Source organism: Caballeronia pedi (assembly GCF_001544915.2).
Lineage (GTDB): Bacteria > Pseudomonadota > Gammaproteobacteria > Burkholderiales > Burkholderiaceae > Caballeronia > Caballeronia pedi.
Genome location: NZ_FCOE02000003.1, coordinates 317,137 through 332,454, shown reverse-complemented (window position 1 = coordinate 332,454; position 15,318 = coordinate 317,137). Strand labels below are relative to the sequence as shown.

Here is a 15,318-nt window from a genome sequence, read left to right as displayed (position 1 = left end):
TGTATGCCGTCACCCACACACGGCTAGGTACGCGCAGGAGGTGGGTGACTGTGACAGGCATCAGCCCTTGACAGCGGAGGACCGAAGAGTCTCCGCGTTTGGAGGAAGACAATGCTGCAAGACGCGAATTCCGGCGCCGAGCCGGTAGCTGCTCAGAGTCTGCTCTGCGCTCGCAATCTCACAAAACATTATGGCGGCGTCAAAGCGCTGACAGGGGTCAGCCTCGAACTGGCTCCCGGTGAGATTCATGCGCTGTGCGGAGAGAACGGGGCAGGCAAAAGCACGTTCATCAAGATTCTCGGCGGCCTCGTTCAGCCTGACGACGGCGAAATCACCGTCGACGGCCACAATCTGAAACTCGGAAGTCGCACGGACCCCCGACTTATCTCCATCGTTCACCAAGAGCTCGCAATTGTCCCGACGCTCTCGGTGCTCGACAACATTCTTCTCGGTGGCGCGGACCAGAGCGAAATCTATCGACGCAGTCAGTATCGTGACTCTGTCCGCGAGCATCTCGATTCGGTCGGATTGTCACACGTCAAGCTCGATGCGCCGGCGTCCCGGCTGAGCCTCGCCGAATGCCAGCTCGTAGAAATCGCACGCGGCATGTCGCGGCATGCGAAGGTGCTCCTGCTCGACGAGCCGACTGCCACTCTGTCGGATGCGGAGATTGTTCGAGTCTTTGACGTCGCGCGCAAGCTGCGCGACCAAGGCACCGCGATGATATTTGTGAGCCACCGGCTCGATGAGGTCTTTGCGCTGACGGACCGGGTCACGGTTTTCCGCAACGGCCAGCACGTCCTAACGCAACGGACCTCCGACATGACGACCGCTGAAGTGGTCAAAGCGATGATTGGGCGCGAACTTGTGCATAGCAAGGTCAAACCACCCGAGAGTCGCGCTGATGTCGCGCCGCGACTGTCGGTGTCTGACCTGACGGTTGCAGATAACGTCAAAGACCTGTCGGTCGATGTAGCGCCCGGCGAGATTCTCGCGGTGGTCGGCCAGCTTGGTTCTGGAGCCGAAGTCCTTGTCGAGGCGCTCGCCGGACTGCGCGGCGACATCTCCAGCTCAGTCAAGGTTGATGGACAGCCCATAAAGCTCGACAGCATCCGCAGTTCCCTGAAGGCAGGCATCGCGTACGTCGCCGAGGACCGTGCGGATAAAGGCGTGTTTCTGGATGCGCCGATTGCTATCAACATCACGGCTTCCGTGATGGCGAAGTTCAGCAAGGCTGGAATCATGCGACGTGCCGGCGAGCAGGACGAGGCTCGACGTCTCGCGTCGATGTTCGCCATCGACCCGAAGCGGCTTCCTCACGAAGTTTCGACGCTCAGCGGTGGCAATCAGCAAAAGGTGTCGCTGGCTAAAGCAGTTGCGCTCGCACCTCGCCTGTTGCTGTTGAACGAGCCCACCCGAGGCGTTGACATCGGCGCCCGCGCGGAAATTTATTCGACGCTTCGCAAGATGGCGGACGACGGCTTGGCGATTGTCTTCTACTCGACAGACCTCGAGGAAATTCTGGAACTCGCGGACACCGTTCTCACCGTCTTCCGTGGTCGGACGGTCCGCCATAAACCTCGATTCGAAATAGATGGTGACACGCTGCTCCACGACATCGTCGCGGGCGACAGCGACGCGTCTCACGGACATGTCTCTTTCCGAAACCAACCTGCGGAGGTGGGTAATGCATAAGACCGCTTTGGAGCCCACTCCACAAGTCTCGCCGACCGCGTTGCGGCGGTGGGCGTCGGCACTCTTAGGAACGACGAGCATTCATGCCGCGTCGATTCGAATCGCGACGCTCGTGCTCATCGTCGTCGCTGCGGCCATCGTGCCGCACTTTACGGAGTTCGGAAACCTGCAGTCGCTGATGTATTCGGTAGCGGCAGTTGGTATCGGCGCTATCGGTATGGCGCTCGTCACCCTCAGCGGCAATCTGTTCATGCTGTCGATGGGTGCGACGGCGGCGGTCTCGACCGTCATGTTCGCCGCGCTCATTCACTTGGGCTTGGGAGCGACGCTGCTGCTCGTCGTGTTGAGCGGCCTGCTGATGGGTGCCGTTCAAGGCGGAATCATCGCTCTAGGGAAAGCGAACCCCATCATCACGACGATTGCCACCTCGTCAATCATCATCGGCGCAGGTGTCATCTACACCGGCGGCCTGACGGTCATCGGCAAAGGCGACGCCACCTGGCTTGGTCAAGGCAAGCTTTTTGGCTGGCTGCCGACTCAAATCCTGGTGCTGGTCGTTTTTGCTGCAATCGCGAGCTTCATTCTCCAGAAGTCGCGCATTGGGCGTGAAATCCGCTTGCTCGGAATGCGAGCCGAAGTTGCGCGCATTGCCGGACTTCGGACGATGGCCGCGATACTCGTTTGTTACGCATTCGCTGGCGCAGCAGCTGCACTCGCCGGCTCATTGATTGCCTCGTCGTCGGCCCAAGGCAATTTGACGTATGGCATCGACCTCGACTTCAACGCGATTGCTGCTGTGCTGGTCGGTGGCATTTCGATTCGCGGCGGTCGTGGACAGATATCGGATGCAGTCACTGGCGCCATCTTCCTCGCGGTCATCAGCAACATCCTGTTGGTCAGCGGCGTGAGCTACGAGTACCAACTGGTCGCAAAAGGCATCGTGGTTCTCGCAGCAGTGGTGTTCGGCGCGTTGCTCGCCCGGCTCGGTCCGGGACGGAAATAACAGGAGACTCGGAAATGGACCAATCTCAACGACTTCTCAATCTGGCAATTCGGCTCGTCTTGCTCGTCGGCATGCCGGTAATCTTCGGCCTCAGCGTCAATCACTACTTCTCGCAGGCCAACCTGTACGCGATTTTCCAGGCGTTTGCGTTCCTCGGAATCATCGCCCTCGGTCTTTCGGTCACGATGGTCGCTGGCGAATTCGACCTGAGCGTAGCGGCAATCTCGACGGTCGCGGGCCTCATCACCGTGAAGTTCGGCGGCGATAGTGCTTTGCTCGGTATTCTTTACGCGGTTATCTTCGGGGTGGTGGTCGGCGTTGCAAACGCAGCCTTGTTGCCATGGCTCGGCGTTTCCTCACTGGTGACGACTGTTGGCTCGATGATGTTCCTGACCGGCGTCGGATACTGGCTCGCAGGCGGTCGAGTCTTGAGCTACGGCAACCTCGACGTCAGCGACTTTCTCGACCAAAGCGTGGCAGGCATCTTCTCGCCGCGAAGTCTCATCACAATCGCCTGCTTTGTCGTGGTTTCTGTGTTCCTCCGCTTTACCACGCTCGGTCGTGACATCTACGCATCCGGCGGTCATAGAAAGGCGGCGATTCAGAGCGGTGCTAGGGTCGGTAAGGCACTGACTGTCGGTTTTGTCATCTCTGGAGGCTTGTCGGCGCTCGGCGGAGGCTTGCTCTCGCTGAGCCTGGCGACCGCCTCCGCGACGATGGGCAGCAACATCCTGCTCCAGGCGGCCTCGGCGGCCATCGTCGGTGGGGTTGCGCTGGGCGGCGGTATCGGTTCGCCACTCGGTGTCGCGATGGGCGTCCTGATTCTCACCATCCTGAACAACGGCCTGGGATTACTGAACGCAACGTCTACTCAGATTCTTCTCGTGAACGGACTGCTGCTTCTCATAGTGGTCTTGCTTGACGGACGTCTGGGCGCGGTCTTGGCTTCGCCGCTCGAACGATTTGCTCGGAGAAAGGCAGCCACGGCGGCCTGAAAAGACTTGCTACTGCGAAGCCGACGCGCTGTTTTCCGCGTCGGGCTGCTTCAATAGAGCGACGTTGCGGGCAAAACTCTATGCGGCTCCGCCAGGAGTGAGATTGACATGCTCTTACGTCGTAGGCCCAGAAGGCTTATCGACTAGGCGGGGCGACCAATGGTTACCATCGGCGGGTCGCATGACAAGCTCTACGGACATCCCCGGTTCGACGTTCGTCGGCCCCACTACATGTATGCCCACTGCCGGGCACGAAATCTCCAAGTTGAAAGGACCGTACGTACAGCCATATATTTCCAAATCGATACGGTGGTTGAGCGTCATTCCCTCAAACGGTTGATTCTCGAGGATGGCGTTCAGTGGCATGGACTTGTCAGATGGCGTCGCGAAAAAGTTGACTTCGGTTGCTCCGGAAGTTTCCAAGTCAATTAAATCAAGCAACCATGTCATGTCGCATTGCAGAAGCATTATGTCGCTGATGTCGGCTGGCAGTGCAAGGTTCAACTCGAAGAACTCATCAAGTCGGCGCATCACCGCGATTTCATCGAACAGCGCACGCAGCGGCCAAAGTGCGTCTCGACCATCGAATGAGCCCGTGCCGAATTCTGATTCCAGGCCATTCTGTGTGCATAGGATTCGGACTTGAGTGGAACTCTCGAGCAGCTGAACAATCTGCTGTAGACGAGCGAAATACGGCAGCTGGCGAACCGGCTTGCTGGTCCATTGCTGCGTATCGATGTGAAAAGTAAAGTTTGTCAAAGCGCCCGAGAAATCGGCAGTCAAGGTTGCCAGTAGCATGCCGCCAAATGCTGTACCTTGAACTCTCGCACCTTTGTTACCTTGGGAGCCGTTGCCCGCGAATTCGATGTACATTGGCGAGCTTGACTTCTCCCCAAGCACAACTGTCAGCGTAAGCGGGCGTGGGGTCGACGACAGCTGCCAGCGAGCCGCAGAGACATCGTCCGTTCTAAAGAGCGGTGAGCCCTCAATCCGAAGGTCTGGGCCATCGAATACCACGCTGCCGCCATAGTCAAAAAAATCGCGTAACCCTCGCGCTTTCCGCTCTTTATCCTCGGCAGTGACTATGAGTTGAGCTTCCACCTTCTGCTTTGCCGTAACTTCATACACGGGACCGGACACTCCCATCCGCACACCCACTTTGAAACGAGGGTCGATGTGTTCCTGACGCGCCGACTCTCGACGACAAAATGTGTCCACAGCGCGTTTGATTGCGGTGAAGTTCGTTAGGGCAGACAACTCGCTACCGGGGGGTCTACCTGCTCTTATGCTTGCAACCCACTCTGCGTCCACTTTAATTTTGAGTAAGTCTGCTACTGAGTAAGCGTCGGGGTCGCGGTCGATAATGTCAGCGCAGGTCGCGCAGGCCCACATACCATTCTCGATTGATTTGCGCTCGGCCGGCGTCTGAAGTTCGTCGTAGCGCGGGCCTTTTTTTGCAGCAGCCTTGATGTGAGCAGCCTTACCAACCGAGAACCTTTTATCCGACGTCCCGGTCTTTGGCCCCAAAGTCGGCGCGTCGCAGACCGAGCAATGGAAGTTGACACGCTCCGCGAGCATCTGCTTCACCGGCTTACTGAAGTCGTCTCTTGGGTTTGTTTCCATGTTGCTTTCAGAACCACTTTGGTCTCAATCTAGCGAGGTCGAGCGCCGTCTGCTCAGTTTGACAATCGGGCTCGCAAAATAGATATCTTCAAAGACGCGACCAACGAACATCATGAACGTTGGCCGAGAGCTTTTCCAGTCTAGATAACGTCAAGCCCTCGCAGCTCGAACGTCATTGTTTCGCTTAAGAATCGCAGACCTCCAACTCTCAAAATTCTCAATATCCATGCTGAGTTCGTCTGGATGCGGAACCGGTAATCGCCCGACACCCATCGCTGCATCATGTTCGAACTTTGAGCTTTTCGTCATGCCGGCATCTATCGCGCGATAGTCGTCATCCGAGACGGTGACTTCCTTCAAGCGCTGCGTTGACACGCCTTCTCCAAAGCGCTGTATCGCGCCGTTGAAGAGAACCTCCTCTACACCTCGCTCCCAGGCGAGACGCAGGCGTCCGTAGGTCCTTGCAGTCAGCGCGCGCTGAGTATCTTCCTCGCCGTCCTTGTGTGCTTTCTGCACAGCCTGCAGCATCTGCTTAAGGCGGCCAATCCGTCCCTTCGTTCCGAGTACGTCAAACGGCAGTTCATCGGAATGAGCACCAAAGCCAGCGGCAGTTCGACGAATGTAATTGGTGGTGAGTTTCGCACCGAGTTCCTGCGCTTTCTGCTCAAGGATACAAAGGAAGTAGATGTCGTGTGTGAACACAATGACCTGGCGAACCAGGGATTCGGCCGCAAGCCGCTCCGCGACCTCCCAGCGCCGACGGTGGTCCAGCGATGACACTGGGTCGTCAAAAACCACGCCTCCCCGCCCTTTGCCAAGCTTGATTTCCGCAAGAAAGGAAGCGATAGCTATTGCGCGTTGTTCGCCTTCGCTGAGAATCGCGGCCGGTGTTCCACCGCCGGGCAACTGAAGGGTGAGCTTAAATTGGGTTCGTCCGGCCGGCGATTCTGGCTTCATGACCACTTGGAGGTCATGGCACTTCAGTCGTCTGAGTTCTTCGTTCAGCGCATCTGCCAGTTCCTTGCTCGCCAGTGTCCGAGACAGTTCTGTCGATTTTCGAGAGATGCCCCGCGCATCCATTCCGTCAATGCATTTCTGCAGCTTCGCGCAGTGTTCGTGCTTCGTAATGGCTTCGAGCACTGCTTTCTTCACCTCATTCAAACTGAAACGGGCATCGAACTCGAGGCGTTCCGCTGCCATCGCCGCCCGGGCTTTCTCATCGGCAGTGGCCTCAAGCGCTTTTGCTTGGGTCTCCAATGTTCCCACGGTCTCAGTAAGTTTGGCGCGTGGGTCATCAGGTAAAACAGCAACCGTATCCCAATCAAGCTTTCCTCCGGCTGCCTGAACCACCTCAGTCTGACGAGAAACGAGGCCCATTTCCATAGCCGTGCACGCGGACAGTAGTGCCGCGTCGAGTTCGGCGAGCTCTTGTGTCAGGGCGTCATCTAAAGCTATCTTGACTGTCGCGCCTTTCACCACATTGAAGGCGTTTACTGCAGCCGTTCGAGCGGTTTTGGCTGCCTGCTCCACCTTACCCTGCACGAAGGCTTCAAACTCAGCCAGCCGCTGCACCCCGTCTTTTCCAAGCGGGTTTTGGCACAGAGGGCACTGGGAATCGTCTGGCAACGCTAGAAAGGTGTGGCCCTCGTGGGAGAGGGTAGCGAACGCTCGCGCCGCTTCAAACAAGGCCTTCCATTCTTCATCACCTGTACCCGGAAGCAGCCCCGGCGAGTCTTTGAACGCTTGCGCAGCCAACTCTGCAGTCTTCTTCGCAGTGTTGGACTTGTCGATGAGCTCGCGCAGTTCGGCCAGCTTCTGATTAGAGAGCACATCCACAGCCGAGTCGATTCGCTCTTTCAGGCTCTTCAGGCGCAAGGATTTCTGGCGAAGCGCTCTTGCTTTCACCTTTGGTTCCGCCTCAGAGAGCGTCTTGACCAACAGCGTTCGGCGTTCAGCTTCTTCAGGCGAGAGCGTCGCCAGCCTCTCGATATCTTCCCGTGTGGTGGTTCCGGGGATTGCGTTGAGCGCTTTTGCAACAGCTGTCTGTTCTTTGACCAGTGCAGCATATCCAGCGTCGCTCGCGGCGCTGACAGTCTTCTCTTGAGTCGCTCGAGCCTTCAGCTTGTTGCAGACACCGACCAATCCTTCCAAGATATCTAGGCCGTAAGGAACGTACGCAAAATCGCCGTGATTATCGATGTATGCCTGAGCGCAATGAGTGTCGAAGATTGAAATGTCGGCGAGCGGCTCCGGAGGTTCAGCCTTATGCTGCCACACATAGTTTATCGGCGTGCCATCGACGACGCTTTCGAATGTGGCGCGAGCCGGACCGGCCGCTTTAGGGTCTTGCCGCGCGTCAGGCAAGATAGGTTCGCGACGGTCACGCGCCCGACACGCGTGTTTGAAGACACGAGAATAACCAGACTTCCCAGCCCCGTTCTCACCGTAAATCGCTGTTATACCTTCTTCGGCTATCGGTAGCCTTCCGCCGGGAACAAGTGCATTTACGTTCTCCAACTCCCGCACGGCTAGAATCTGAACAAGGCGGGTGGGATTGGCGGGAGGTGCGACTTCTGCGTCCTCTAGTTTCTTTGGTTCCCGCTTGTCTTCGTCCGGGATGCCAGCCTCGCTCTTGGCGAGCGCGAACAAGTCGTCAAGGTCTTGAGGCAAGAGTTCGCGATTTACATACAGTCGGGCTATTGCGTCTTGCTGCCACGCGGGAAGGTCCTTCGACCAAGCGTGAATTTCTTGAATGATTGTCACCGGCCACGTCCTCGTTAATATTTTGTGAAAGGGCCGCTCTTTTGGGCGGCCGCCTTCAATTTGATGAACGAACGCGGAATTTTAGTTCAGACTGGCCATCGTGTGAGCGTCTGAACACGTCTTGGGGGCAAATCTGCCCAGAGAGGTCAATGTGCGGTTGCTGGCAGTAAAGTATCGAATTCAGTAAGTATCACGCCCCGCAAGTCGCTCGTCCTCGCGCGACTATTTGCTTCTCGGCGACTTGATGGCGATGCAGTGGCGGTGACGCCTATTGCGCGAGATACCCGCCGTCGATGACAAGTTCACTTCCGGTAACGAACGACGATTCGTCGCTTGCGAGGAATACGCATCCGGCGGCAACCTCTTCTGGCGTGCCCATCCGACCCATCGGCGTGCTCTTGATGATTCCAGCATTCATGTCATCCGACTGCGCCTCAACCAGCGGCGTCCGGATGAGTCCGGGATGGACGGAGTTCACGCGGATGTTCTCCATTGCGTACGTGACCGCCGCATTCTTCGTCATATTCCGTACGCCGCCCTTGGCTGCGTTATACGCTGCGGCGCCAGGTACGCCCACGTTTCCCCAAATGGAAGCGAAATTGATAATCGAACCGCGCTTAACGGCCCGCATTGACGGCAGCACGGCTTGCATACCCAAGAAGCTACCGGTGAGATTCACGCCAAGGACACGGTCCCAACTTTCTCTGTCGGTTCCGTGGACAGGCTCGTAGCACGCCACGATGCCCGCGTTGTTGACGAGCACGTCTATTCGTCCGTGCTTCGTGAGAATGCCCTCGACCACACGAGCCCAATCCTCATTCGACGACACATCGAGCTTCACATGCTCGATTCCGTCAGTCTCAGTTCCTGGTTTGACATCGCCTGCAATTACCTTGGCACCTTCTCGAGCAAAGGCTTGTGCCACGGCGAGGCCGATTCCTTGCGCTCCACCCGTGACGAGGGCGACTTTCCCTTCCAGTCGGTTCATCTTGTTCTCCGAAACATAGGTTTAGCTGTTTGCGTCGAGGTGGGCGGACGCCGTTGGTGCCCGCCGTGAGGTTCTAGCGGCCTTTTCGGCGCATCTGGTCGAGGAATACGATGGCGATAATCAGCATTCCAGTGACGATTCGTTGCCAGAACGGGTCGATGTTCAGAAGGTTGGCGCCCTGCGAGAGCGTGGTCAGGAGGGCTGCGCCGATAATCGGGCCTTGAATATTGCCGACTGAGCCGAAGAGACTTGCGCCACCAATGACCGCCGAAGCGATGGACTGCAATTCCCATCCTTCGCCGGTGGTCGCCATCCCAATGCTGAGTCGGCTCGCGACCAGGATGCCGACAAGCGCCGCGCAGACCGCCGAAACGATATAGGCCACGTAGATAACGAGCGTGACGTTGACACCGGAGAGTCGAACGGCCTCCTTATTTGAGCCGACGGCGAAAAGATAGCGCCCCCACTTGGAACGATGCAGAAGGAAGTACCCCGGAACAGCAACAACCAGCACGGTCCAGAACAAGGTCGGCACCCCAAGGAATGAACCACGCGCGAACGAGGTGAAGGCCATCGGCAATCCCGCCACTGGCTCGCCCCGGGTGATTAGAAGCGTGAATCCACGCAGGGACGTGAGCGTTGCCAGTGTCGTGATGAAAGGCGGGAGGCCGAGTTTGGTGGTGCAAAATCCGTGGAACGCACCAATCACGACTCCAATTAGCAGAGTCAACAAAATTGCGGCGCTGATGGGCATGCCGCTCTTAATCAGCATCGAGACCACGACAGACGAAAGACCGACGACGGCGCCGACGGAAAGGTCGATACCAGCGGTAATCATCACGAATGTCTGTCCGATGGCGATGATGGCCCAGAACGAGACTTGCCGCATCAGGTTCGTGATGTTCTCCTCAGTGAGAAAGTTCGGCGTTGCGACCGACAACGCGACCCACAGAAGAATGAGAACAAGGAACAGCGTGAGGTCGAGCAGCCAGGTCATTCGACCGAGCCGGGACATGGTCGCGGGGGTTTGAAGGGTCGACATTTTCATCCTCGATTGAATCTAGACGTTCAGATACGAAAGCATCAAGCGCCGATTGCGGCAGCGAGAATGGCTTCGTGGGACGTGGCACTCGGAGCATCGCTGGCCGCGAGTCTCCCCTTGCGAAAGACGTGCAACTTGTCGGCGAGGTCATAAACCTCGGGTAGATACGACGAAATCAAAATAATTCCGGCGCCTTCCTCCAGCAGTTTTGCGAAGAGCTTGTAGATTTCGCTCTTCGCGCCGACATCGACTCCAACGGTCGGCTCATCCACGATGAAAAGGTCCGCGCCCGGAATCAGCCACTTCCCGAGGACAATTTTTTGTTGGTTTCCCCCGGAAAGAGACGAGGCGTTTGCTTCGATGCCAGACGTACGAATCGAGAGCGCCTTGACTTGGGCGTTAGCATTCTTGCGTTCATCGCCACGACGCAAGATGCCTCCAAGCGAAATCGCCGGGTAGCTGGCCAGGTTGAGATTCAGGCGAACCGGCAGATTGAGACAGAGCCCTTGGTCCCGGCGGCTTTCGGGCAGGAGCGCGATACCGGCCTTGACGGCATCCCGCTCCGACCGAACGCGAAGAGGCTCTCCGCACCAGGTGACCGAGCCTGCGGTTCGCCTCCGGCGGCCGAAGAGCGTTTCTACGAATTCGCTGCGTCCGGAACCAATGAGCCCATAGAGGCCGACGATTTCTCCGCGTCGAACGGTCAGCGATATGTCCTCGAAACCTTCGCCAGACAGTCCTTCAACTCGGATGAGTTCTTCGCCGATGGGCACTTCGGCTTTGAAATGGACATCCGCGACCTCGCGAGCGACCATGTCCTTGACTAACCGAGACGTCAACGGCTCCGCGTCAACGCCTTTGACCTGATGCGTCGAGATGAGGCTTCCGTCCCGCATGACGCTGGCGCGGTCGGCCAGTTCAAGAATCTCTTCCATCCGGTGGCTGATATACACAATCGTGACGCCACGCGCATTGAGCTCCCGGATGAGCTTGAAGAGTTGGTCAGTCTCACTTCGTGTGAGGTAGGCCGTCGGCTCGTCGAAGATGATGAGTCGTGTGTCACCTGAGGCAGCTCGTGCGGTAGCCACGAGTTGCTGCTGGCCGATTGTCAAATCTCCGAGGCGTCTTGAAGCATCGATGTCGAAGCCGACACGCTTGAGCAACGCACGGCCGTCGGAGAGCATCTTTCGGCGGCGCATCATGCCAAAGTTGGTTTCCTCATGGCCGAGGTAGAGGTTTGCCGCAACGCTCAAATGGGGACAAAGAACGACCTCTTGATGGATGGCCGCGATGCCAAGCTTCAGCGCGTCTAGCGGGCCTGCGAACTCGACCGGCGTGCCTTCCCAGACGAGCGAGCCGGTCGTCTTCTGCACGCGCCAGTGAGTATCTTGATGAGTGTCGATTTCCCGGCTCCGTTCTCTCCTACGATTGCATGGACTTCGCCTTTGCGGAGCTCGAGGTCTATCGATTTCGCGCCGTGGTGCCTGGATAGACCTTAGTCAACCCGCGTAGCGTGAACAGAGGTTCGTTCATGTTGCCTCTCCCTGTGTTCGCTGACATGCCTCAACGGCAGCTGAGGTCTGGATTGAGCAGGCGCTTGCCATCGGGCGTGTCGAGGTCGGCACTGCGGATGACATGTACTCCCGTGTCGACGAAGGTGTTGACCTTCTCGCCCTTCACCTTCTTGACAGCCGTTTCGATAGACAGGTAGCCCATTTGAAACGGGTCTTGAACAATCATTGCTTTCATGTCGCCGCTTCGAACGAGCTTGACGAGTTCATCGGTCGAGTCGACGGTGACCCCCATTACGCGGTCTTTTGCCTTTGTTTCTGCGATGCCTTGACCTACGCCGAGGCCGCTGTAGAAGGTATCCCCGAAGATTCCCCGAAGTTGAGGAAAGGTCGAAAGCACGTCGAGAGTCGTATTAAGTGACCCGGTGACGGAGCCGTCACCGATGCGGGTTGTGACCACCTTCAGACCGGGGTACTTCTTGGCGACCTGCTCTTTGAATCCGTCTACACGGTCCTGAACAGATTTGACGCCTGGAAGAAACTGCAGAATCGCAACTTGGCCCTCGGCTTTGCCGTATTTCTTTTGTATCTCTTGGGCGAGGGTATCCGCACCAAGCCGACCTGCAGCGACGTTGTCCGTCATCACCGTAGCGGCGACCTGCTTTGAGTTGGACGGCGTGTCCGCGACGACCACCGGAATCTTGGTCGCGGCTTCATCGATAGCCGGGCCAAGTGCTTCGGCGGAAACCGGGGTGATGACCACTGCCGCCGGTTTGCCAGAGACGGCGTTCTCAAAAATCCCGATTTGGCCGGACATGTCGGCTTCGCTACTGGCGCCGAGTCTGGGCACCGTCGCGCCATACTTCTTCCCGGCAGTGCATGCCCCTGCAAAGACCGCCTGCCAGAACGGCACGCTCGTATTCTTCACAATCACGGGGATGGTCATGGTTGAGGCAGCCATCGAGTTCGATGACACCGCCACCGTTGCAAATGCTGCCATTGTTGCAATGAACACTTTCACGTCTGTCTCCTATGGAATATGTCTTGTGTTTGCTCGCTGTAGACGCTTGCGCGTCCGTCATGTATTCACGCTGACCAGAATCTTCAGCTTCGCGCTGCCAGGAGCCAGCAGCGCGTCGAATCCTTGCTCCTTCACGTCGTACATGCCGACTTCTGCATCGACGACCTTTTCGACGGGGAATAGTCCGCTGCGCATCATTGAGAAGATGCGCGGCCAGATGGTGAGTGGATAGTTCAGCGAGCCCCTGATGGTCAGGTCCTTAACCGTCCAGCGGAACGGGTCGGCTTCAACCCTTCCTGACATCAGGCCGACTTGGACAACGACGCCTTGCGCACGGACCGAATCGATGCAGGTATCGAACGCTCGGCCATTGCCCGAGCATTCGATGGCCGCATCCACACCGACGCCTTCGAGAGTCACGCTGCGAATATGCGCGGCGATATCAGTAGACAAAGGGTCGAGAACAGTTACCCCAATGTCCATGCGCTCGAGTCGCTCGCGACGATTTGCATTGGGCTCGCTCACAAAGATGTTCGTCACGCCAGACGCTCGCGCAGCGAGGGCCACCATGGCGCCAATCGTCCCGGCACCCGTAATCAGGATGCTGTCCCCGGCCTTGATACCCGCACGGTCGACTGCGTGCACGCCTACCGCTGCAGGTTCGACCAGCGCACCTTGCTGGTCCGTGATATCCGGAGGTAACGCAATTGCGTTCGACTCTTGGACGATGGCCTTCTCAGCCATCCCACCCCAGGGCCAACTCAGACCGACGACGGAGGCGTTGGGGCCGAGGAAAGGCAGGTTACGACGCCCGAAATAATCCTCGCGCGGACCAATCTGAGGCTGGATGGACACACGGTCACCCGGTGAAACGCTCGTTACGGCGCTTCCGACCGCCAGTACTTCGCCGGAGAATTCGTGTCCGAGAATCTGCGGAAGCGCGGCGCCGCTATAGGGGTTCGAATCTGCGGACGTCCAAGTAGGACCGTGGTCGTACTCGTGCAGGTCCGTGCCACAAATGCCACAAAAGGTCGGACGGACAAGCACTTGGTCACGTGCGAGCTCGCCGGGTTCTTCTACGTCGTCAATACGAAGGTCGTGCTTGCCATGGAAACGAACGGCTTTCATCTTTTCCTCAAATTGAAGACAACAAGGCCCTAGGCGGAAGAGACCGAAAGGTCTACCGCACATGGAAAGCGTTGTGAATGTGCCTACCGCGCCGACTGACTAGGAGCCGGCGGGTACAAAGGAAGCGCTCGATTGCGAGGCGAGGAAGTGCGAATGATTCATCGGTGTCTCCTGGGGCATCATTGGCGCCGGTTCCCTGAGTGGGATTTTGTGCTTATAGGGTATGGCCGGTTTGCGCCGAGAAACATGCTTGGGGCCGAAATCATATTTTCGCTGGGCGGAAATATCGTCGAACATGAGTCGGCGGCAATTCACCGAAGCCTCAAGCGATGTGCCTCCTTCATGTTGCAAAGGTCATCCAGCGTTCCTCGAGATTGAGGCTTTTCACGCGCTCAATAAGGAAGTCAGTGAAAACTCTAATTTTTGCCGGCTGGTAACGCCGGCTCTGATAAGCCAAGTTGATGGTCAGACGTGGTAGCTGCCAATCCTCGAGCACTGGGACGAGACGCCCTGACACGATGTCGTCGTGAATGATGTAGAGAGGCTGAACAACGATGCCAAGTCCCGCACGACCTGCCGCGACGATGACTTGGCCTTCGTTTGAATCCAAGGCACTGGTGATGGCTATATTGCGTTCTTCCTCTCTGCGACGCAGATGGAGCAGATACGGGTCGACGGCCAAGTTGTAGACGAGCATCTTGTGTTGCTCGAGGTCCTCGGGGCTCTGAGGGCGACCGTGTTCGGCCAGATAGGCGGGTGACGCTGCCAATATCCGTCGCGTCTCGGCGAGCCGCCGGATGGTAATGCCTGAGTCTCCTTCGTGTTCCTTCGTGCGAATGGCGATGTCTATCCCGGCTTCGATGAAGTTTTGATACTGGTTCGCCGCGACGATTTGCACCGACAGATTCGGATATCGCTTGAGGAATTCGGGAAGCGCCGGCGCGATGTGCATCATCGCGAACGACACGGAGCTGGTGACTCGCAGAACGCCTCTTGGGCTGACGGCCTCTTCGGACGCGATTGAGTCAGCTTCAGCGAGCTCAGATATAACGGCCGTGCATCGACGATGGTATTCGCGGCCCGCATCGGTAAGCCACATGCGCCGTGTCGTGCGTTCAATCAACCGGGCTCCGAGATGTTCCTCCAACGAGCTTAAGGTTCTGCTGGCTGCGGCATTAGACATGTCAAGCTGCTCAGCAGCTTTCGACAAGCTACCTAGGTCGGCGGTGAGCACAAACAGTTGCAATTGCGTCCAGCGGTCCATCGTATCTCTCGTCTGGTGCCGGCGGAAGAATCGAACAGTATTCTTCCACCCGTTGCGGGCCAATATGCCCCACGGACTTGAATAGATAAACCGACGCGAAATCGCCAATTTGTAGAGTCAATTTCTACAATTCACGGAGTGAAGCGCGGGCACGAGGAGCGTCAGACACGCGACGCGCCTATTCTTCCGGCGAGAGGAAATGTCATTTCACTTGGGAGCATTTTATTTACGCGGGTGACGCTTTACCTTTCGTCTTCATACGCCTGAGCGCACAACGGAGACACG

11 protein-coding genes and 1 pseudogene are annotated in these 15,318 nt (G+C 57.5%); 3 read left to right on the top strand and 9 right to left on the bottom strand.

The window, feature by feature from the left end:
- Nucleotides 1-111 precede the first annotated feature (111 nt).
- From AWB80_RS06485 to AWB80_RS06475, 3 genes are read left to right on the top strand one after another with little or no spacing between them, the layout of a single operon-like run.
- Entirely contained in the window at nt 112-1,695 is a 1,584-nt protein-coding gene (locus AWB80_RS06485) for a sugar ABC transporter ATP-binding protein (protein WP_061173816.1), read from the top strand.
- Nucleotides 1,688-2,698, top strand: a complete 1,011-nt coding sequence (locus AWB80_RS06480; protein WP_061173815.1) for an ABC transporter permease — start codon at nt 1,688-1,690, stop codon at nt 2,696-2,698. Before AWB80_RS06485 ends, AWB80_RS06480 begins: the two co-directional genes overlap by 8 nt.
- A 14-nt stretch (nt 2,699-2,712) precedes the next feature.
- Nucleotides 2,713-3,693 carry an ABC transporter permease gene (locus AWB80_RS06475; protein ID WP_061173814.1) on the top strand — a complete coding sequence of 327 codons (981 nt, stop codon included), beginning with the start codon at nt 2,713-2,715 and terminating at the stop codon, nt 3,691-3,693.
- Nucleotides 3,694-3,807: 114 nt separating this feature from the next.
- Here AWB80_RS06475 and AWB80_RS06470 read toward each other — a convergent pair whose 3' ends face one another.
- The 9 genes and pseudogenes from AWB80_RS06470 to AWB80_RS06435 all read right to left on the bottom strand — a co-directional run bounded on the left by AWB80_RS06470 (nt 3,808) and on the right by AWB80_RS06435 (nt 15,033).
- A complete protein-coding gene (locus tag AWB80_RS06470; RefSeq protein ID WP_061173813.1) occupies nt 3,808-5,316 on the bottom strand; it encodes a hypothetical protein in 1,509 nt (502 codons plus the stop codon).
- Nucleotides 5,317-5,466: 150 nt separating this feature from the next.
- Nucleotides 5,467-8,079: an AAA family ATPase gene (locus AWB80_RS06465; protein WP_061173812.1), complete on the bottom strand. Its 2,613-nt coding sequence runs from the start codon at nt 8,077-8,079 to the stop codon at nt 5,467-5,469.
- Between the two features lie 268 nt (nt 8,080-8,347).
- The gene (locus AWB80_RS06460) at nt 8,348-9,067 is read right to left on the bottom strand and encodes an SDR family NAD(P)-dependent oxidoreductase (protein WP_061173811.1); all 720 of its coding nucleotides are present in this window, start codon (nt 9,065-9,067) and stop codon (nt 8,348-8,350) included.
- A gap of 73 nt (nt 9,068-9,140) precedes the next feature.
- Nucleotides 9,141-10,064 (bottom strand): ABC transporter permease, encoded by a 924-nt coding sequence (locus tag AWB80_RS06455; RefSeq protein WP_244206417.1) that lies wholly within the window; start codon nt 10,062-10,064, stop codon nt 9,141-9,143.
- 86 nt (nt 10,065-10,150) lie between these two features.
- Nucleotides 10,151-10,924, bottom strand: a complete 774-nt coding sequence (locus AWB80_RS44820) for an ATP-binding cassette domain-containing protein (protein ID WP_244206432.1) — start codon at nt 10,922-10,924, stop codon at nt 10,151-10,153.
- Nucleotides 10,925-11,194: 270 nt separating this feature from the next.
- A pseudogene (locus AWB80_RS44815) lies at nt 11,195-11,538 on the bottom strand (ATP-binding cassette domain-containing protein); the annotation flags it as partial.
- A 134-nt stretch (nt 11,539-11,672) separates the two neighbouring features.
- Complete coding sequence (locus AWB80_RS06445; protein ID WP_143327969.1) at nt 11,673-12,641, bottom strand: ABC transporter substrate-binding protein; 969 nt, start codon at nt 12,639-12,641, stop codon at nt 11,673-11,675.
- 57 nt (nt 12,642-12,698) lie between these two features.
- A complete protein-coding gene (locus tag AWB80_RS06440; protein ID WP_061173807.1) occupies nt 12,699-13,769 on the bottom strand; it encodes a zinc-binding dehydrogenase in 1,071 nt (356 codons plus the stop codon).
- A gap of 340 nt (nt 13,770-14,109) precedes the next feature.
- Complete coding sequence (locus AWB80_RS06435; protein ID WP_061173806.1) at nt 14,110-15,033, bottom strand: LysR family transcriptional regulator; 924 nt, start codon at nt 15,031-15,033, stop codon at nt 14,110-14,112.
- Between the last annotated feature and the right edge of the window lie 285 nt (nt 15,034-15,318).